Below are 20130 nucleotides of genomic sequence, written 5' to 3' on the forward strand. Positions count from 1 at the left end.
CGAGCCGGTGGAGAAGAGGGTGGCCTTGGCCTCGCCATCGGCGGCGCGCAGCTCATAGGCGCCCCGGGCGGACAGATTTTCACCCGCAGGCTCGGTCCGGGCGGCCGGCACCTTCTGGCGCGACAGGGCCATGATCGAGGGGGTGGTGGGCGTCGATAGGGCCAGCTTCCAGCACTCGGCGGCCTCCACGGCGTCCGCCGGGCGATAGACATTGAGGTTCGGCATGGCCCGCAGGGAGGCCAGGTGCTCCACCGGCTGGTGGGTGGGGCCGTCTTCGCCGAGACCGATGGAGTCATGGGTGAACACATAGAGCACGCGCTTTTTCATCAGCGCCGACATGCGCACCGCATTGCGCGCGTATTCCATGAAGATCAGGAAGGTCGCACCGTAGGGCACGAAGCCGCCATGCAGGGCAACGCCGTTCATGATCGCGCTCATGCCGAACTCGCGCACGCCGTAGAACATGTAGTTGCCGGAGGCGTCTTCCGCAGAGACGCCCTTACAGCCCTTCCACAGGGTCAGGTTGGAGCCGGCCAGGTCGGCGGAACCGCCGAGGAACTCTGGCAGCAGCGGACCGAAGGCATTCAATGCATTCTGGCTGGCCTTGCGGCTGGCGATGGTTTCGCCCTTATCGGCAACTTCCTGGATATAGGCAGCGGCTTTCTCGGCGAAATCGGCTGGCAGCTCGCCGGCGATGCGACGTGTGAATTCGCTGGCCAGTTCCGGGTAGGCGGCGGCATAGGCGGCAAAGCGCTGATCCCACTCGCCCTCAGCGGCAGCACCGGCTTGCTTGGCGTCCCACTCGGCGTAGATATCCGCGGGGATTTCAAACGGGCCATGGTTCCAGCCCAGAGCGGCGCGGGTCAGGGCGATTTCGTCAACGCCCAACGGTGCGCCGTGGCAGTCTTCCTTGCCCTGCTTGTTCGGCGAACCAAAGCCGATGGTGGTCTTGCAGCAGATCAGGGTCGGCTGATCCAGGGTCTTGCGCGCGGTGTCGATGGCGATCTTGATTTCTTCGGCGTCATGGCCGTCGACATTGCGGATCACCTGCCAGCCGTAGGCCTCGAAGCGCTTCGGCGTGTCATCGGTAAACCAGCCCTCGACTTCGCCGTCGATGGAAATACCGTTGTCGTCGTAGAAGGCGATCAGCTTGCCCAGACCCAAGGTACCGGCCAGCGAGCTGACTTCATGGCTGATGCCTTCCATCATGCAGCCGTCGCCAAGGAAGGCGTAGGTGAAGTGGTCGACGATCGGATGGCCGTCGCGGTTGAACTGCGCGCCCAGCACTTTTTCCGCCAGGGCGAAGCCCACGGCATTGGCCAGACCTTGGCCGAGCGGACCCGTGGTGGTCTCCACGCCCGGGGTGTAGCCATATTCCGGGTGACCGGGGGTACGGCTGTGCATCTGCCGGAACTGCTTGAGGTCTTCGATGCCCAGGTCATAGCCGGTCAGGTGCAGCAGCGAGTAGATCAGCATCGAGCCATGGCCGTTGGACAGCACGAAGCGGTCACGGTCGGCGAAGCTCGGGTTGCTCGGGTTGTGCTTGAGGTAGTCGCGCCACAACACTTCGGCGATATCCGCCATACCCATAGGGGCACCCGGGTGGCCGCTGTTGGCTTTCTGCACGGCATCCATGCTGAGGGCACGAATGGCATTGGCTCGCTCACGACGGCTGGGCATCACTGAATCTCCTACGGGTTTTGCAACAGGAAGGTCGAAAAAGGCGCCCATTTTCGCCCAGTGGAGCCCGTCGGGGCAATGACAGATAGTCGCAGAGCCAATGTTTTCTGGCTTTTGCGCCAGCAATACCAATATCAAAACTTTTTGATATTGGTATTGCTGGATGAAAAATGACCGACTAGACTACTCGGCATTATGAATATGCGCGCGCCACATCTGACCTTCGAGCCTGTCGACGCCCTTGCCGCCCTGTGCAAGGCCAGCGGCGACCCGTTGCGCCTGAATATCCTCCGCGCGCTGAGCAACGACTCCTTTGGCGTGCTGGAATTGGCGCAGATTTTCGCCATCGGCCAATCGGGCATCAGCCATCACTTGAAGGTGCTTGCCCAGGCCGGACTGGTCGCCACCCGCCGCGAAGGCAATGCGATCTTCTACCGCCGCGCCCTGGCCAATAACGAACATCCGGGTAGTCGCCTGCATGCGGCCCTGCTTGATGAAGTGGATAACCTGCAATTGCCCAGCGACGTGCAGGAGCGGATTGCCGGAGTGCACAGCCAGCGCGCCGCTGCCAGCCGGGATTTTTTCGCCCGTACGGCGGCCAGTTTCCAGGCCCAGCAAGACCTGATCGTCGGCCTGCCGCAGTACCGCGACAGCCTGCTCTCGCTGCTCGACTCCCTGGCCTTTGCGGCATCCGCCACGGCGCTGGAAATCGGCCCGGGCGACGGCAGTTTTTTGCCCGAACTGGCCAAGCGCTTCAGCCGGGTGACTGCCTTGGATAACAGCCCGGCGATGCTCGAACTGGCACGCATGCGCTGTGAACAGGACGGTTTGGCCAATGTTGCACTGCAACTAGCCGATGCCTTGAATGATGACTATCCGCCTGCCGACTGCCTGGTACTGAATATGGTCCTGCACCATTTCGCCGCCCCGGCCGAGGCACTAAAACAGCTGGCACTGCGGGTAAAACCCGGCGGCAGCCTGCTGATCACCGATCTCTGCAGCCACAACCAAAGCTGGGCGAAACAGGCCTGCGGTGATCTCTGGCTGGGCTTCGAACAGGACGACCTGGCCCACTGGGCCATCGCAGCAGGCTTGACCCCCAGAGAAAGCCTGTATGTGGGCCTGCGCAACGGCTTCCAGATTCAGGTGCGGCACTTTGCCAACCCCTATGAAAACAGCGGCCTGCGGGCCACCGTCACCGGTAAACAATAGGAAAACCGATCGATGAGCGAATACTCCCTTTTTACCTCCGAATCCGTCTCCGAAGGCCATCCGGACAAGATTGCCGACCAGATTTCCGATGCGGTGCTCGACGCCATCATCGCCCAGGACAAAAACGCCCGTGTGGCCTGTGAAACCCTGGTCAAGACCGGCGTGGCGATTGTCGCCGGCGAAGTCACCACCAGCGCCTGGGTCGATCTCGAACAGATCGTCCGCGACGTCATCTGCGACATCGGCTACACCAGCTCCGACGTTGGTTTTGACGGTGCCACCTGCGGCGTAATCAACATCATTGGCAAGCAGTCCCCGGATATCAACCAGGGTGTCGACCGGGCCAAGCCGGAAGACCAGGGCGCTGGCGACCAAGGCCTGATGTTCGGCTACGCCAGCAACGAAACCGACGTGCTGATGCCCGCGCCTATCGTCTTCAGCCACCGCCTGGTAGAGCGCCAGGCCGAAGCGCGCAAGTCCGGTTTGCTGCCGTGGTTGCGCCCGGACGCCAAATCCCAGGTCACCTGCCGCTATGAAAACGGCAAGGTGGTTGGTATCGACGCCGTTGTACTGTCGACCCAGCACAACCCGGAAATCAGCCAGGCCGACCTGCAGGAAGCGGTCATGGAGCTGATCGTCAAGCACACCCTGCCGGCAGAATTGCTGCACAAAGATACGCAGTACCACATCAACCCGACCGGCAAGTTCGTCATCGGCGGCCCGGTGGGCGACTGCGGCCTGACTGGGCGCAAGATCATCGTCGACACCTACGGCGGCATGGCCCGTCACGGCGGCGGCGCCTTCTCCGGCAAAGACCCATCCAAGGTTGACCGCTCGGCGGCCTACGCCGGGCGCTATGTGGCGAAAAACATCGTCGCTGCAGGTTTGGCCGAGCGTTGCGAGATCCAGGTGTCCTACGCCATCGGCGTGGCTCAACCGACCTCGATCTCGATCAACACGTTTGGTAGCGGCACGATCAGCGACGACAAGATCATTCAGTTGGTACGCGAGCACTTCGACCTGCGCCCCTACGCCATCACCCGCATGCTCGACCTGCTGCACCCGATGTACCAGGCAACCGCCGCCTACGGTCACTTCGGCCGCATCCCGGTTGAGATGAGCGTCGGCGACGACACCTTCACCGCCTTCACCTGGGAAAAAACCGACAGGGCCGCCGAACTGCGCGCGGCTGGCGGTCTGTAAAGCCCACCTGCAAGACCGAGAGCCCCGCCCCGCGCGGGGCTTTTTGTTGTCTGGCAAAAACCAACTAGGCTGTAAAGCCTAGTCCCCGAGCAAGGAAGCTCATGATGAAGACCTGGATCGCGCCACTCCTGTTAGCGCTTGCCCTTGATGCCTTGGCCGCGCCCTGCCCGGAGTGGCCTGCCGCGCGTGCCGAGAGTGAGATAAGCGCACTCAGCGAACAGATCGCCGCCTGGGACCAGGCCTACCACCGCCAGGGCACGTCCCTGGTGGCCGACGAACTATACGATCAGGCGCTCGTCCGGCTGGAGCAGTGGCGCAGTTGCTTTGCCGGGATCGGCACGCTGCCGGCCGACCCCCTGACCGGCAACACCGGGCGGACTTTGCATCCGGTGGCGCAGACCGGGCTGCGCAAGCTGGCGGATGACGCCGCCGTGCAGGACTGGATCGCCACACGCAGCGACCTGTGGATCCAGCCCAAGGTCGATGGCGTGGCAGTCACTCTGGTCTACCGCGGCGGCCACCTGCACCAGGTCATCAGCCGTGGTGACGGCCGTAGCGGCCAGGACTGGACGGCCCAGGCGCGCCGCCTGCCCGCGATCCCGCAACGCCTGCAGGCGGCGCAGAACCTGACCCTGCAAGGCGAACTCTATTGGCGCCTGCCCCAGCATGTACAGGCCGAGGCCGGCGGTCTGGGCGCACGCGGCCGGGTCGCCGGGTTGCTGGCACGGCAAACGCTCGACGACGAACACGCCGCCGGTATCGGCCTGTTCGTCTGGGACTGGCCGGATGGTCCAACCGAGATGCGCGAGCGCCTGCAGCAACTCGACGCACTAGGCTTTGCCGATAGCGCGCAACTCAGCCAGCCGATCCGCTCGTTTAGCGAGGCCAGGCACTGGCACCAGCACTGGTACCGAAGCGCGCTGCCCTTCGCCAGCGACGGCGTGGTGCTGCGCCAGGGCAATCGACCGCCAGCACAGCGCTGGCAAGCCGAGCCACCGCACTGGGCGGCGGCCTGGAAATACCCGCTGACTCAGGCGCTGACGGTGGTGCAGGCGGTGGATTTTCGCATTGGCCGCAGCGGGCGGATCACCCCGGTGCTGCGCTTGCAGCCGATCAGACTGGACGAACGCCGGATCGAATATGTCAGCCTCGGCTCGTTGCAGCGCTGGCAGACCCTGGACATTCGCCCCGGCGATCAGGTCGCCATCCAGCTGGCCGGGCTGACCATTCCCAAACTGCAGAGTGTGGTCTGGCGCAGCCAGCAGCGTCCTGCAGTGCAGGCACCGCAAAGCGACGACCACCATGCACTGAGCTGCTGGCGGATAACGCCGGCCTGTACCAGCCAGTTCCGCGCACGCCTGGCCTGGCTCAGTGGCAAACAGGGATTAGCGTTACCTGGGGTCGGCCCCGGCACCTGGGACAAGCTGCTGCAGGCGCAGCAACTCGACGGCCTGCTCGACTGGCTGACGCTCTCCGCCGTGCAATTAGCCGAGGTGCCCGGTTTAGGCCCGCGCAGCGCCAGCACGCTGGAACAGAGCTTTGCCCTGGCCCGGCAACGCCCCTTTGCCGACTGGCTGCACGCGCTCGGTCTGCCGCCCAGCGGTACGGCGCCACTGGCCGACAACTGGAACGAACTGGCGCAACGCAGCAACGCGCAGTGGCAGCGCCAGCCGGGCATCGGCCCGAGCCGCGCAGCGCAACTGCAGGCCTTCTTTCAACACCCAGAGGTACAGGCTCTGCGCGAGCAACTGCGCACGGCAGGCGTCGACGGTTTTTAAGCGATTCAGCAGGACACTTGGCACGCGGGCCAATCCACGTAGGGTGCGCCGCGCGCACCACCTAGCCACGCCGATGCGCGACCCGGCCCGGGGTCAGGCCGCGAGACAACAGGCTCCCAGTGTCGCGCCAAACATATGGACACTGTAGGAGCCAGTTTGCTGTGGTTCGGCACTCCGACGATGCTATTGATCTGCAGGGATCGCCAGCAAGCTGGCTCCTACAAAAAACGCAAGATCAGGCGTGATGTGCGCTAGTAAGCGCGAAACTCTTCGTGGCAGGCTTTGCAGCTGTCCTCGACGCGCTGCACAGGCACGACAAGGTCGGCACTTTTCAGCGGGCTTACGGCAGTCGCGGCAACCAGCGCGGCAGTGCCGGCTTCCATCTCGCGGGCCAGTTGCTGGAACCGCGCCTGACGCTGCCAGACCTCATCCTTGGCGCGGGTCTCACCGCCCTCTTCCTTGACCTGGGGAAAGTGCTGCCAAGGCGTGCGACCCAGTTGATCAAGTTCGGCGGCGCCACTGACGAAACGCTGCTCCTTAAACGCAATACGCCCGCGCAGCATGCCGCCAAGGTCTTCGCTGACCTGGAGCATCTGTTTGAAAATGGCCTGGCGCTGGCCCTGCGGTGAGTTCGGATCAACTCCCCCGCAAGCACTCAGGGTCAGGGCAAGCACAACGAGGAACAGGCTTTTCAGCTTCATAACACCTTCACGACAAACAGCTTGGGCCAAATAACGGCAAACAGTATCGCCATCCATTGCCAGCAGGCCAAGCGTGGTGTTTTGCCGCAGATGTCAGCAACTCAAGCCGCAACCACAAACAAACTGATGATCAGCCCCATATTGATGAACCATACCAACGAGCGAGCAGCGGCCCAGTCAGCCAGGTAACAGAGCAAATAGAGCAGACGACTGATCACGAAGGCGATGGCCAGCTGATCAAGCAAGGCCTGCTCGGCGCCGCCGGCCAGGTGGGCGATGATCACCGCCGCAGCAAACGCCGGGGTGACCTCGAAGCTGTTGAGCTGGGCATTGTTGGCGCGCCGGCCGATGCCACTGAGATTATCCAGTAGAGCCCGCGGATCGTAATTGTGTCGCGGGCTGAAGCCGCCACTGACGGCTTTGGCCGTGACGGTCGACAGGTAAGGCAGAAACAGCGCGACCAGCACGCACCAGTAGGCAGTTGTCATGGCGACTCCATAGCTTGAGGACAGCGGCCCACAAGCTTGCACTGCCGACCAGTGGTCGTCCATGACCCAATCGCAAGCAGCCGATGGCGTATCGGCCAATCAGGCCGCCAGTTTACCCTCGGCCAGCGCCGCTGAGGCAGCGAGCATGGCCCGCAACAGCACCGCACAGCCGGCGGCCAAATCCGCGGGTGCGGCATTCTCGATTTCGTTGTGGCTGATACCGCCTTCGCACGGCACAAAGATCATCCCGGCCGGACCCAGTTCGGCGAGAAAGATCGCGTCATGCCCGGCGCCGCTGACGATATCCATATGCGCCAAGCCCAGTCCTGCGGCGGCGCCACGCACCGCCTCGACGCAACCCTGGTCGAAATACAGCGGTGGAAAGTCCGCCGTCGGCGTCAATTCGAAACTCAGCCCATGCTTGGCACACGTTGCCTCAATCACCTGGCGCACCTCGGCGATCATCGAATCCAGCCGCGCGGGTTCCAGGTGACGGAAATCCAGGGTCATGCGCACTTCACCGGGAATCACGTTGCGCGAACCGGGATAAGCCTGCAGGCAGCCGACCGTGCCACAGGCATGCGGCTGATGCTCAAGCGCCACCCGATTGACCGCCGCGACCACGGCAGCGGCGCCGACCAGCGCATCCTTGCGCAGGTGCATCGGCGTCGGCCCGGCGTGGGCCTCAACACCTTTGAGATTGAGATCGAACCACTTCTGCCCGAGTGCGCCGAGCACTACGCCGATGGTCTTGCCCTGGTCTTCGAGGATCGGCCCCTGCTCGATATGCGCCTCGAAATAGGCGCCGACCGCATGACCGGTCACCGCACGTGTGCCGGCGTAGCCGATGGCGTTCAAGGCCTCGCCGACGCTGATGCCCTCGGCATCACGCTTGGCCAGGGTTTCTGCCAGGGTGAATTTCTCGGCAAACACGCCCGAGCCCATCATGCACGGGGCAAAGCGTGAGCCTTCCTCGTTGGTCCAGACCACCACCTCGAATGGCGCTTCGGTCTGCACGCCCAGATCATTGAGGGTGCGCAGCACCTCGACACCGGCCAGCACGCCGAAGCAGCCATCGAACTTGCCGCCAGTGGGCTGGGTGTCGATATGGCTGCCGGTCATCACTGGCGGCAGGGCGGCGTTGCGTCCTGGGCGGCGGGCAAAGATATTGCCGACGCCATCAACCGTCACCGTGCAACCGGCCTCCTCGCACCAGCGCACGAACAGGTCGCGCGCCTGGCGGTCAAGGTCGGTCAGGGCCAGGCGGCAAACGCCGCCCTTGACGGTGGCACCGAGCTGCGCCAGCTCCATCAGCGATTGCCAGAGGCGCTCGCTGTTGATGTGTGGCTGGCTGGATTGCAGAACGTCAACGGCAGTGTTCATGGTGTTCTCCTTGGGCCTTTCTAGTTGTCTGTGACGCGCCCGCTGGAGCTGGGCGCGTCTGCTGGATTGCATCGCGGGCATGGCCCGCTGCTACAGGTGCGGGCTGTCATTGCCCGCGATGCTGCGGCCTTAAACCGGGGCCTTGGCCACTACCGGCTGCGCGCTTCGCAGGCTGCACAGGCCGAAATAGATCAGCCCGCCGAGGAAGGAGCCGGTGAACCAGCCGTAGTCGTAGAACCAGCTGAACGCGCTGCTGCCAAGCGACAGCAGGGTCAGGGCAACCGGCACACCAAAGGCGATAAAGCCGAACAGATTCCAGGCGGGGTAAACGTCATCACGGTACAGACCGGCTAGGTCGAGCTGCTGTTTCTTGATCAAGAAATAGTCCACCACCATGATCCCGGCAATCGGCCCGAGCAGGCTCGAATAGCCCAGCAACCAGTTGGAATAGACGCTTTCCAGGCTCAGGTCGGAGACCAGCAGGCCGAGCTTTTTCAGCAGTTCATGGCCCATCAGGCCCAGGCCGATCAGGCCGGTTAGGATCACCGCCTTGGTGCGATTGATAAGCTTGGGCGCGATGTTCTGGAAATCATTGGTCGGCGAGACGATATTCGCCGCGGTGTTGGTCGACAGCGTGGCGACGATGATCAGCGCCATGGCCAGGGCGACCCAGCCGGGGCTCTGGATATGACCGATCAGGCTGACCGGGTCGGAGACGGTTTCCCCGACCAGCGAGGCCGAGGCGGCAGTCAACACCACACCGAGGGAAGCAAACAGGAACATGGTCAGCGGCAGGCCGATGATCTGGCCGATGATCTGATCCTTTTGACTCTTGGCGTAACGGCTGAAGTCGGGGATGTTCAGCGACAAGGTGGCCCAGAAGCCAACCATGGCGGTCAACCCGGCAAGGAAGTAACTGGTCACACCAGCGCCCTCAGGACGATTGGCCGGCTGCGCCAGCAATTCGCTCATCGACACATTGGGCAGCGCCCACACCAGCAGGCCGGCACCGACCAGCACCAGCAGCGGTGCGGAGAGGGTTTCCAGCCATTTAATCGACTCTGCGCCGCGCAGCACCACCCACAAGTTGAGCGTCCAGAAGACCATAAAACCGATCACCTCGCCGGTGCCGCCCAGGCTCTTCCAGCCCTCAAAGATCGAACCGAGGAACAGGTGGATGGCCAGGCCGCCGAACATGGTCTGGATGCCGAACCAGCCGCAGGCCACCACGGCGCGAATCAGACAGGGCACGTTGGAACCGATGATCCCGAACGAGGAACGCAGCAACACCGGAAACGGGATGCCGTACTTGGTGCCGGGGAAGGCGTTCAGCGTCAGCGGGATCAGCACGATGATATTGGCCAGCAGGATCGCCAGCAGCGCCTCGCTCACCGACAGGCCGAAATAGGCGGTCAATACGCCGCCCAGGGTGTAGGTCGGCACACAGATCGACATGCCGACCCACAGCGCGGTGATATGCCATTTGTTCCAGGTGCGCTCATGCACCTGGGTCGGGGCGATATCAGGGTTATAGCGCGGGCTGTCGAGTACGTCGGGGCCAGCGGCCAGTTCGTACAAGCCGTCGCGCTCGGTCACTTGCGATCTGCTCTGTTGCATGAGGCCTCTCCAGGAATTGTTCTGATTGTTCGCTCATCAGGCGGAGCCGATGGCCGGAGTGTTTTTACGTCTCAGGACCGGCCAGCTCGGTAACGGCGACAATCAATAAGCGTGCCGAAAACTTCACACACCCACTAAAAAGCCCTTAAAAACGAGCTAACCAACTGATTAATAACAGCTATGTAAAACGGCCTGCGCTCCTCAATGGTTTTCGGCAGCTTGCCAGTAGAGAACCAAAGAAGCCTGTCTGACCAGTCAGGATTCAAACTGGTGCAGACACAGGTTCTGCCATCACCCGGAGCGACTCACTGCTCGCGCTCAACCGGCTGATTTTCAATAGGAAATCTTGACCATATTTGGTTCTTGTCAAGTGCGTCAAAATGGTGAGGCCGTGCACCATTTTGCTTTTATGTGTATTTTTATGTTTATTTTCAATGACTTAAAAACATTTAAACGCATTAAAAAATATTCTTGATCAATCGTTTGGCAGCGACTAGATTCAATTCCTGTCAGGCGTGACAGGAATTGAATCCCTCTCGCCAGACAGGTCATAACACCAAGAACCGGCACGCACCGGTCTGCCTGAGAGGAACTCGCTATGTCGCTGTTGATCCGTGGTGCCACCCTGGTTACCCATGAGGAAAGCTACCGCGCCGATGTGCTCTGCGCCGACGGCCTGATCCAGGCCATTGGCGACAACCTCGACGCCCCCGCAGGCTGTCAGGTGCTCGACGGCAGTGGCCAGTACCTGATGCCTGGCGGCATCGACCCGCACACCCATATGCAATTGCCGTTTATGGGCACGGTGGCCAGCGAAGACTTCTTCAGCGGCACCGCTGCCGGACTGGCCGGCGGCACCACCTCGATTATCGACTTCGTGATTCCCAATCCGCAGCAATCGCTGCTCGAAGCCTTCCACACCTGGCGCGGCTGGGCGGAGAAGTCAGCGTCCGACTACGGCTTCCATGTCGCCATCACCTGGTGGAGCGAGCAGGTCGCCGCCGAGATGGGCGAGCTGGTGGAGAAATTCGGGGTCAACAGCTTCAAGCACTTCATGGCCTACAAGAACGCCATCATGGCCGCCGACGACACCCTGGTCGCCAGCTTCGAGCGCTGCCTGCAGTTGGGCGCGGTGCCCACCGTGCATGCCGAGAATGGCGAACTGGTCTATCACCTGCAGAACAAGCTGCTGGCCCAAGGGATGACCGGACCGGAAGCGCACCCGCTGTCGCGGCCATCGCAAGTTGAAGGTGAAGCCGCCAGCCGCGCCATTCGCATCGCCGAAACCCTCGGCACACCGCTGTACCTGGTGCACGTTTCGACCAAGGAGGCTCTGGATGAAATCACCTATGCCCGCGCCAAGGGCCAGCCGGTATACGGCGAGGTGCTCGCCGGCCACCTGCTGCTGGATGACAGCGTGTACCGCCACCCCGACTGGCAAACCGCCGCGGGCTACGTGATGAGTCCGCCGTTCCGTCCGCGCGGGCATCAGGAGGCGCTCTGGCGCGGCCTGCAATCGGGCAACCTGCATACCACCGCCACCGACCACTGCTGCTTCTGCGCCGACCAGAAAGCCGCCGGGCGCGACGATTTCAGCAAGATCCCCAACGGCACTGCCGGCATCGAAGACCGCATGGCGGTGCTCTGGGATGAAGGGGTCAATAGCGGCAAGTTGTCGATGAACGACTTTGTTGCGCTGACCAGCACCAACACCGCGAAAATTTTCAACCTGTTCCCGCGCAAAGGCTCACTACGCGTTGGCGCCGATGCCGACCTGGTGCTCTGGGACCCCGAAGGCACGCGGACCATTTCGGCGAAAACCCATCACCAGCAGGTCGACTTCAACATCTTCGAAGGCAAGACCGTGCGCGGCGTGCCCAGCCACACCATCAGCCGGGGCAAGCTGGTCTGGGTCGATGGCGACCTGCGCGCCGAACGCGGCGCCGGCCGCTATGTCGAGCGCCCGGCCTACCCGGCGGTGTTCGACCTGCTAAGCAAACGCGCCGAAAAGAATCGCCCGACTGCCGTCGAGCGCTAAGGCAGAACCTAGGTCCGTGGGAGGGGCTTTAGCCGCGAAAATGCGGACAGTTCAAGATCTGTCGCGGCTAAAGCGGAACGCCGCCCGGCCCCTCCTACAAAAATATCCGCAAGCCATTCCGCCACACCGGCCCGCAGAGGCCGGACGGCCGCTTATACGCTGTTAACTGCCCAATAAAAGCCACAAAACCGTGAGGCAATAACCGTGATAGACACCCTCAGCCATTTGCCGCGACCGGATGCCGGCGCCGCCGAACTGGTCGATCGCTTCAGCGATCTGGCCCCGCCGCTCACCGCTCGCCAGGCCGCTCTGGAAAGTGCTCGCTGCCTGTATTGCTACGACGCGCCGTGCATCAACGCCTGCCCCAGCGAGATCGACATCCCCTCGTTTATTCACAATATCAGCCATGAAAACGTCCAGGGTGCGGCCGAAAAAATCCTCTCGGCGAATATTCTCGGCGGCAGCTGCGCCCGTGTTTGTCCCACCGAAATCCTCTGCCAGCAGGCCTGCGTGCGCAACAACGCCCAGGAATGCGCGCCGGTGCTGATCGGTCTGCTGCAGCGCTACGCCATCGACAACGCGCAGTTCAGCGAGCACCCGTTCCAGCGCGCCCCGGCCAGCGGCAAGCGCATCGCCGTGGTCGGCGCCGGGCCCGCGGGCTTGTCCTGCGCCCATCGCCTGGCCATGCACGGCCATGAGGTGGTGATCTTCGAGGCCCGCGAGAAAGCCGGTGGCCTCAACGAATACGGCATCGCCAAGTACAAACTGGTCGACGACTTCGCCCAGCGCGAGGTGGACTTTCTCCTGCAGATCGGCGGTATCGAAATCCGTCATGGCCAAAAACTGGGCGACGACCTCAGCCTGAGCGCGCTGCATCAGCAGTTCGATTCAGTGTTCCTCAGTATCGGTCTGGCCGCCAGCAAGCGCCTCGGCCTAACGGGCGAGGACGCACCGGGGCTGCTCGCCGCCACCGATTACATCCGCGAACTGCGCCAGAGCGATGACCTGAGCCAATTGCCCATGGCTGAGCGCTGCATCGTGCTCGGTGCCGGCAATACCGCCATCGACATGGCCGTGCAGATGAGCAAGCTCGGCGCGCGCGACGTCAACTTGGTCTATCGCCGTGGCTTCGAAGAAATGGGCGCAACCGAGCATGAGCAGGACATTGCCAAAGCCAATCAAGTGCGCCTGCTGACCTGGGCGCAACCGGACGCCGTGCTGCTCAACGAGCAAGGCCAGGTGCGTGGCATGCGCTTCGCCCGCACCCACGTGGAGAACGGCCGTTTGCAGAACACCGGGCAAACCTTCGAGCTGGCTGCCGACGCCATCTTCAGCGCCATCGGCCAGGCGTTTGACGGCCAAGCTCTGAGCGACCCATTAGCCAGTGAACTGAAGCGCGAGGGCGAGCGCATCTGGGTCGACGCCCAGCTGCAAACCAGCGTGGCCGGCGTGTATGCCGGCGGCGACTGCACCGCCCTGGGCCAGGACCTCACCGTACAAGCCGTGCAGCACGGCAAGCTGGCCGCCGAGGCCATCCACTCTCATCTGATGCTCAACGTGGAGGCCGCATAAATGGCCGATCTATCCATCGAATTCGCCGGTATCAAGGCCCCTAATCCGTTCTGGCTGGCCAGCGCGCCGCCCACCGACAAAGCCTACAACGTGGTCCGCGCCTTCGAAGCCGGCTGGGGCGGCGTGGTGTGGAAAACCCTTGGCGAAGACCCGGCCGCGGTCAATGTGTCGTCGCGCTATTCGGCGCACTTCGGCCCTAACCGCCAAGTGCTCGGCTTCAACAATATCGAGCTGATCACCGACAGATCCCTGGAAATCAACCTGCGCGAAATCACCCAGGTGAAGAAGGACTGGCCGGACCGCGCGATGATCGTGTCGCTGATGGTGCCCTGCGTCGAAGAGTCCTGGAAAACCATCCTGCCGCTGGTGGAAGCCACCGGCTGCGACGGTATCGAGCTGAACTTCGGCTGCCCCCACGGCATGCCCGAGCGCGGCATGGGCGCGGCGGTCGGCCAAGTCCCGGAATACGTGGAAATGGTCACCCGCTGGTGCAAGACCTACAGCTCGTTGCCGGTGATCGTCAAACTGACGCCCAACATCACCGACGTGCGCCTGTCTGCCCGCGCCGCCTATCGCGGCGGTGCCGATGCGGTATCGCTGATCAACACCATCAACTCGATCACCAGCGTCGACCTGGAGCGCATGGTCGCCAACCCTATCGTCGGCAGCCAGAGCACCCACGGCGGCTACTGCGGCTCGGCGGTCAAGCCCATCGCCCTGAACATGGTCGCCGAAATCGCCCGCGATCCGGAAACCCAAGGCCTGCCGATCTGCGGCATCGGCGGCATCGGCAGTTGGCGCGATGCGGCGGAATTCGTGGCGCTGGGCTGCGGCGCGGTGCAGGTGTGCACAGCGGCCATGCTGCATGGCTTTCGTATAGTAGAAGAGATGAAAGACGGCCTGTCGCGCTGGATGGACAGTCAGGGCTACGCCAGCCTGCAGGATTTCTCAGGCAAGGCAGTGGGCAATACCACCGACTGGAAGTACCTGGACATCAACTACCAGGTGATCGCCAAGATCGACCAGGACGCCTGCATCGGCTGCGGGCGCTGCCACATCGCCTGCGAAGACACCTCGCACCAAGCCATTGCCAGCCTGGCCCAAGCCGACGGCACGCATAAGTACGAGGTGATCGACGAAGAGTGCGTGGGCTGCAACCTGTGTCAGATCACCTGCCCGGTGGAGAACTGCATCGAGATGGTGCCCCAGGACACCGGCAAGCCCTTCCTCGACTGGAACCACGATCCGCGTAATCCGTATCGCGTGGCGAGCTAAGCCAGGGCGCCAGCCAGTAGGGTGCGCCGCGCGCACCAGCACCTTTCGCAGGGTCCTGGTGCGCACAGCCTCGGCGGCCCATTCAAACCGTGGCCAACGTGTTTACGGCTCCAGCCCAATCCCGCGCAAGATCACACTGGTCACTGTCTGCACCGCCCGCTCGAACTGCAGATCGGATAGCGGCTGGTGATCGTTGAGTACCCCTACCTGGTGGCTGAAGTCGGCGTAATGCTGGGTCGAAGCCCAGATCATGTAGAGCAATGCCGCGGGTTCCACTGCCAGGATGCGCTTGTCTTCCACCCACTGGCGAATCTTCGCCTCCTTCATCTTCGCCCAGCTGTACAGGCTGTCATCCAGCGTCGCGCCAAGCATCGGTGCGCCATGGATGATTTCGTCGGCCCAGACCTTGGAGCCATGCGCGCGGGTACGCGAGTGGTTCATCTTGGCGCGAATATAGGTGCTGAGCACCACCCGCGGATCGTCGTACATCTCGAAGCACAGGGCATCCTGCTTCCACACATCGAGCAGGCCGAGCAGCACCGCACGATAGAGGTCGTCCTTGGTGTTGAAATAGTAGTGCAGGTTGGAGCGCGGCAACCCGACCTGTTCGGCGATGTCGCCCATGGACGTGCCGGCATAGCCACGCTCGGCGAACACCTGCTCGGCGGCCAGAAGGATCTTGTCGACATTGCGGCGGCGAATCTCGCTCTTGTGAGTACCCATGTTCGATCCATTGCGGCGGAATTGGCCAAGGCTACCACCCACTTCCATCCCGGGCGACGGAAAGCCTTGGGCTTGGCGCTCAGCATCGCTATAATCGCGATGTTTCAAACGACCGGCACAGCCCGGTCGCTCCCGCCACCCGTCCGAGGGGCGCTGCAGCAACCCTTATCCAACAGGGGGTTTGTCAGGCTCGGATGGGGCGTTAACCAAACGCATCAACGGCGCCCATTCGACACAAACGAATGGAGAACTCATTTATGAGCGCTGTACTGACGCCTGCCGCTTTTACCGACTTTAAAGTCGCCGACATGTCCCTGGCTGCCTGGGGCCGTCGCGAAACTATTATTGCCGAATCGGAAATGCCTGCCCTGATGGGCATGCGCCGCAAGTACGCCGACGAGCAGCCGCTGAAAGGCGCGAAGATCATCGGCTGCATCCACATGACCATTCAGACCGCCGTGCTGATCGAAACCCTGACCGCACTGGGCGCCGAAGTACGCTGGTCGTCGTGCAACATCTTCTCGACTCAGGACCAGGCCGCCGCTGCCATTGCTGCCGCCGGTATCCCGGTATTCGCCTGGAAGGGCGAGACCGAAGCTGAGTACGAGTGGTGCATCGAGCAGACCATCCTCAAGGACGGCCAGCCATGGGATGCCAACATGATCCTCGACGACGGCGGCGACCTGACCGAGATCATCCACAAGAAATACCCGCAGATGCTCGAGCGCATCCACGGCGTCACCGAAGAAACCACCACCGGCGTACACCGCCTGCTGGAGATGCTGGCCAAGGGTGAGCTGAAGATCCCGGCGATCAACGTCAACGACTCGGTGACCAAGAGCAAGAACGACAACAAATACGGCTGCCGTCACAGCCTGAACGACGCGATCAAGCGCGGCACCGACCACCTGCTGTCCGGCAAGCAAGCGCTGGTGATCGGCTATGGCGACGTGGGCAAGGGCTCGGCGCAGTCGCTGCGTCAGGAAGGCATGATCGTACGCGTGACCGAAGTTGACCCGATTTGCGCCATGCAAGCCTGCATGGATGGTTATGAACTGGTTTCGCCATTCATCGACGGCATCAACGACGGCACCGCCGCCAGCATCGACGCGCAACTGCTGGGCAAGATCGACCTGATCGTCACCACCACCGGTAACGTCAACGTCTGCGACGCCAACATGCTCAAGGCCCTGAAGAAGCGCGCCGTGGTGTGCAACATCGGTCACTTCGACAACGAAATCGACACCGCTTTCATGCGCAAGACCTGGGCATGGGAAGAAGTGAAGCCACAGGTGCACAAGATCCACCGCACCGGCGCCGGCAGCTTCGATCCGCACAACGATGACTACCTGATCCTGCTGGCCGAAGGCCGCCTGGTTAACCTGGGCAACGCCACTGGCCACCCGAGCCGGATCATGGACGGCTCGTTCGCCAACCAGGTGCTGGCGCAGATCTTCCTGTTCGGCCAGAAGTACGCCGACCTGTCTGCCGCTCAGAAAGCCGAGCGCCTGACGGTGGAAGTGCTGCCCAAGAAGCTCGACGAAGAAGTGGCACTGGAAATGGTCAAGGGCTTCGGCGGCGTGATCACTCAGCTGACCAAGACCCAAGCCGACTATATCGGCGTCACCGTGGAAGGCCCGTTCAAGCCGGATGCCTATCGCTACTAAACCTAGCCCGGAAGGTGGGTTAGCCGCGCTGCGGCGAAACCCGCCATCGCAGGCGACAGGCATCTAGCGTATCCCCGCCGGCTACTTGGCGGGTGACGCACTGCGCAGAAGCCATAGACTTCCTTAACTCATGTGGCTGGCGTCGCTAACCCGCCCCACGAAGGACACCTTCTCCATGTCTCAAGAACGCCGTTACAGCTTCGAATTCTTCCCTGCCAAGACCGAAGCCGGGCACGAAAAATTGTTGAATGTGGCGCGCCAACTGGCGACCTATAACCCCGATTTTTTCTCCTGCACTTACGGTGCGGGCGGCTCGACCCGCGACCGCACCCTGAATACCGTACTGCAGTTAAACAACGATGTCGGCGTGAGCACTGCACCGCACCTGTCCTGCGTCGGCGACTCCAAGGCCGAGCTGCGCGAGCTGCTGAAGCTCTACCAGAATGCCGGTATCGAACGCATCGTTGCCCTGCGTGGCGACCTGCCGTCCGGCATGGGCATGGCCAGCGGCGAACTGCGCTACGCCAACGAGCTGGTCAGTTTCATCCGTGAAGAGACCGGCGATCACTTCCATATCGAAATCGCCGCCTACCCGGAGATGCATCCGCAAGCACGCAACTTCGAGGATGACATCGCTAACTTCGTGCGCAAGGCCAAGGCCGGCGCGAGCAGCGCGATCACCCAGTACTTCTTCAATGCCGACTGCTACTTCTACTTCGTCGAGCGGGTACGCAAGCTGGGCGTGGATATTCCGGTAGTCCCCGGCATCATGCCGATCACCAATTACAGCAAGCTGGCACGCTTTTCCGACGCCTGTGGCGCCGAGTTGCCGCGCTGGGTGCGTAAGCAGCTAGAGGCCTATGGCGACGACAGCGACAGCATTCGCGCCTATGGCGAGCAGGTAATCAGCGAGATGTGCGAACGCCTGCTACAGGGCGGCGCGCCGGGCCTGCACTTCTACAGCATGAATCAGACAGAACCCAGCCTGGCGATCTGGAACAATCTCAAGCTGCCGCGCTAAGGCGCTGCCGGGCGGTTTTATCCAGCGCCTCCACTGCCCGGCTGCCCGGCAAGGTGCTTGCCGCGTCACGACCGCTCGCGGCGAGGCTTGATGTCCGCAGGCTGTTAAGCTCACTGCAAACGCAGCCGGGCAAGCAAGCCTGCGCGACGCCATCAACCTGGAGCAGAGGCTGCCACAGCCCGCCCCCTCTTTTGACCGTGCCTGGCCATGTATGGCCTTGGCTGGATAACAACCCTGGAGCGCCGCAATGGCTATAAGAAAAACCACCAACGCCACAGTGACCCCCAAGGGCAGCCTGGAAACCCTGTCGCAACGCGAGGTGCAACAACTGCGCGAGACCGGCTCTGGCAGCGTCTACTCGCTATTTCGCCAGTGCGCCCTGGCGATCCTCAACACCGGCTCGCACAGCGACAACGCCAAGACCATCCTGGAAGCCTATCCGGATTTTGAAATTCACATCCTGCAGCAGGATCGTGGTATTCGCCTGGAGCTGTTCAACGCCCCTGCCGACGCCTTTGTTGACGGCGAAATGATCGCCAGTACCCGGGAAATGCTGTTCAGCGCACTGCGCGATATCGTCTTCACCCAGAGCGAACTGGAAAACAAACGGGTGGACCTCAGCAGCTCAAAGGGCATCACCGACTACGTGTTTCACCTGTTGCGCAACGCGCGAACCTTGCGGGCCGGGGTCGAACCGAAAATAGTGGTGTGCTGGGGCGGCCATTCGATCAGCACCGAAGAATACAAATACACCAAGGTAGTCGGCCATGAGTTGGGCCTGCGCGGCCTGGACATCTGCACCGGCTGCGGCCCCGGCGTGATGAAAGGGCCAATGAAGGGCGCCACCATCTCCCACGCCAAGCAGCGCAATGTCAGCGGCCGTTACCTGGGCCTGACCGAGCCCGGCATCATCGCCGCCGAAGCGCCCAACCCGATCGTCAACGAACTGGTAATCCTGCCGGATATCGAAAAGCGCCTGGAGGCGTTCGTCCGCGTAGGCCATGGCATCATCATCTTCCCTGGCGGCGCCGGTACCGCCGAAGAGCTGTTGTATTTCCTCGGCATCCTGATGCACCCGGCCAACAAGGACCTACCGTTCCCGCTGATCATGACCGGGCCGAAAAAAGCCGCGCCCTACATCGAGCAGCTGTATGCGTTCGTCGGCGCCACGCTCGGCCCTGAAGCGCAGCAACGCTGCACGATCATCATCAATGACCCGAGCCAGGTAGCACGCGAGATGGCCTTGGGCATCAACGAGGTGACGCAGTATCGGCGCAAGCAGAATGACGCCTTCCACTTCAACTGGCTGCTGACAATCGACGAGAATTTTCAACACCCCTTCGAACCGACCCACGAAAACATGGCCAGCCTCAAACTGACCCGCAACCAGCCGGTACATGAACTGGCAGCGCATTTACGCCGCGCGTTCTCCGGGATTGTCGCTGGCAACGTCAAAGACCAGGGCATTCGCCGAATTGAACAGCACGGCCCTTACGAGATCACCGGCGACCAAGACATCATGCAGCCACTCGACCAGTTGCTGCAGGCCTTCGTCGATCAGCACCGCATGAAGCTGCCGGGCAACACCGCCTACGTGCCTTGCTACAAGCTGGTGACCTGAAAAATCACACCGTGAGCGCCGTCGCAACCCCGTCTCCAGGCACTCAACGCCCGCAGCATGCGCCTGGATGCGGTGGCCTTGTAAGAAGTTCTAAAAGGCCCATCGACCTGAACAAGCAGCGTCTATATTAAGTGGGCGCACACGCACCCCT

Annotated in this window: 15 protein-coding genes and 1 riboswitch; of the genes, 9 read left to right on the forward strand and 6 right to left on the reverse strand. The window is 62.3% G+C overall.

Annotated features, from left to right (window positions below; genetic code table 11):
- Positions 1-1680: transketolase (tkt, locus tag Q8K09_RS20785; protein ID WP_305256908.1), on the reverse strand; the 1680-nt coding region annotated here is incomplete at its 3' end.
- 195 nt (positions 1681-1875) lie between these two features.
- Between tkt and Q8K09_RS20790 the strand changes: the two genes are divergently transcribed.
- From Q8K09_RS20790 to ligB, 3 genes are all read left to right on the forward strand, one after another.
- Positions 1876-2892: a metalloregulator ArsR/SmtB family transcription factor gene (locus Q8K09_RS20790; protein ID WP_305256909.1), complete on the forward strand. Its 1017-nt coding sequence runs from the start codon at positions 1876-1878 to the stop codon at positions 2890-2892.
- A gap of 12 nt (positions 2893-2904) precedes the next feature.
- A complete protein-coding gene (gene metK / locus Q8K09_RS20795) occupies positions 2905-4095 on the forward strand; it encodes a methionine adenosyltransferase (protein WP_305256910.1) in 1191 nt (396 codons plus the stop codon).
- A gap of 104 nt (positions 4096-4199) precedes the next feature.
- Positions 4200-5873 (forward strand): NAD-dependent DNA ligase LigB, encoded by a 1674-nt coding sequence (ligB, locus tag Q8K09_RS20800; protein ID WP_305256911.1) that lies wholly within the window; start codon positions 4200-4202, stop codon positions 5871-5873.
- A gap of 251 nt (positions 5874-6124) precedes the next feature.
- Here ligB and Q8K09_RS20805 read toward each other — a convergent pair whose 3' ends face one another.
- The 4 genes from Q8K09_RS20805 to Q8K09_RS20820 all read right to left on the reverse strand — a co-directional run bounded on the left by Q8K09_RS20805 (position 6125) and on the right by Q8K09_RS20820 (position 10062).
- Entirely contained in the window at positions 6125-6574 is a 450-nt protein-coding gene (locus tag Q8K09_RS20805; protein ID WP_305256912.1) for a cytochrome c, read from the reverse strand.
- Between the two features lie 101 nt (positions 6575-6675).
- Positions 6676-7062, reverse strand: coding sequence for an MAPEG family protein (locus tag Q8K09_RS20810; protein WP_305256913.1), 387 nt, complete (start codon positions 7060-7062; stop codon positions 6676-6678).
- 99 nt (positions 7063-7161) lie between these two features.
- Complete coding sequence (locus Q8K09_RS20815; RefSeq protein WP_305256914.1) at positions 7162-8445, reverse strand: Zn-dependent hydrolase; 1284 nt, start codon at positions 8443-8445, stop codon at positions 7162-7164.
- 129 nt (positions 8446-8574) lie between these two features.
- A complete protein-coding gene (locus tag Q8K09_RS20820; protein ID WP_305256915.1) occupies positions 8575-10062 on the reverse strand; it encodes an NCS1 family nucleobase:cation symporter-1 in 1488 nt (495 codons plus the stop codon).
- Between the two features lie 598 nt (positions 10063-10660).
- On the opposite strand from Q8K09_RS20820, the gene hydA reads away from it, so the two are divergent.
- The 3 genes from hydA (at position 10661) to preA (ending at position 14947) form a co-directional block, all read left to right on the forward strand.
- Positions 10661-12100: a dihydropyrimidinase gene (gene hydA, locus Q8K09_RS20825; protein ID WP_305256916.1), complete on the forward strand. Its 1440-nt coding sequence runs from the start codon at positions 10661-10663 to the stop codon at positions 12098-12100.
- Between the two features lie 204 nt (positions 12101-12304).
- Positions 12305-13672 (forward strand): NAD(P)-dependent oxidoreductase, encoded by a 1368-nt coding sequence (locus Q8K09_RS20830; protein ID WP_305256917.1) that lies wholly within the window; start codon positions 12305-12307, stop codon positions 13670-13672.
- The gene (preA, locus tag Q8K09_RS20835; RefSeq protein ID WP_305256918.1) at positions 13673-14947 is read left to right on the forward strand and encodes an NAD-dependent dihydropyrimidine dehydrogenase subunit PreA; all 1275 of its coding nucleotides are present in this window, start codon (positions 13673-13675) and stop codon (positions 14945-14947) included.
- 102 nt (positions 14948-15049) lie between these two features.
- Here the strand turns inward: preA and Q8K09_RS20840 are convergent, their stop codons facing one another.
- Positions 15050-15670: a TetR/AcrR family transcriptional regulator gene (locus Q8K09_RS20840; protein WP_305256919.1), complete on the reverse strand. Its 621-nt coding sequence runs from the start codon at positions 15668-15670 to the stop codon at positions 15050-15052.
- A 139-nt stretch (positions 15671-15809) separates the two neighbouring features.
- Positions 15810-15904, forward strand: a riboswitch (S-adenosyl-L-homocysteine riboswitch).
- Positions 15905-15927: 23 nt separating this feature from the next.
- On the opposite strand from Q8K09_RS20840, the gene ahcY reads away from it, so the two are divergent.
- From ahcY to ppnN, 3 genes are all read left to right on the forward strand, one after another.
- Positions 15928-17337, forward strand: a complete 1410-nt coding sequence (gene ahcY, locus Q8K09_RS20845; RefSeq protein WP_305256920.1) for an adenosylhomocysteinase — start codon at positions 15928-15930, stop codon at positions 17335-17337.
- Between the two features lie 175 nt (positions 17338-17512).
- Positions 17513-18358 (forward strand): methylenetetrahydrofolate reductase [NAD(P)H], encoded by an 846-nt coding sequence (metF, locus tag Q8K09_RS20850; protein WP_305256921.1) that lies wholly within the window; start codon positions 17513-17515, stop codon positions 18356-18358.
- Between the two features lie 247 nt (positions 18359-18605).
- Positions 18606-19979, forward strand: a complete 1374-nt coding sequence (ppnN, locus tag Q8K09_RS20855) for a nucleotide 5'-monophosphate nucleosidase PpnN (RefSeq protein ID WP_305256922.1) — start codon at positions 18606-18608, stop codon at positions 19977-19979.
- Positions 19980-20130 lie beyond the last annotated feature (151 nt).

Source organism: Pseudomonas sp. (assembly GCF_030683065.1).
Lineage (GTDB): Bacteria > Pseudomonadota > Gammaproteobacteria > Pseudomonadales > Pseudomonadaceae > Aquipseudomonas.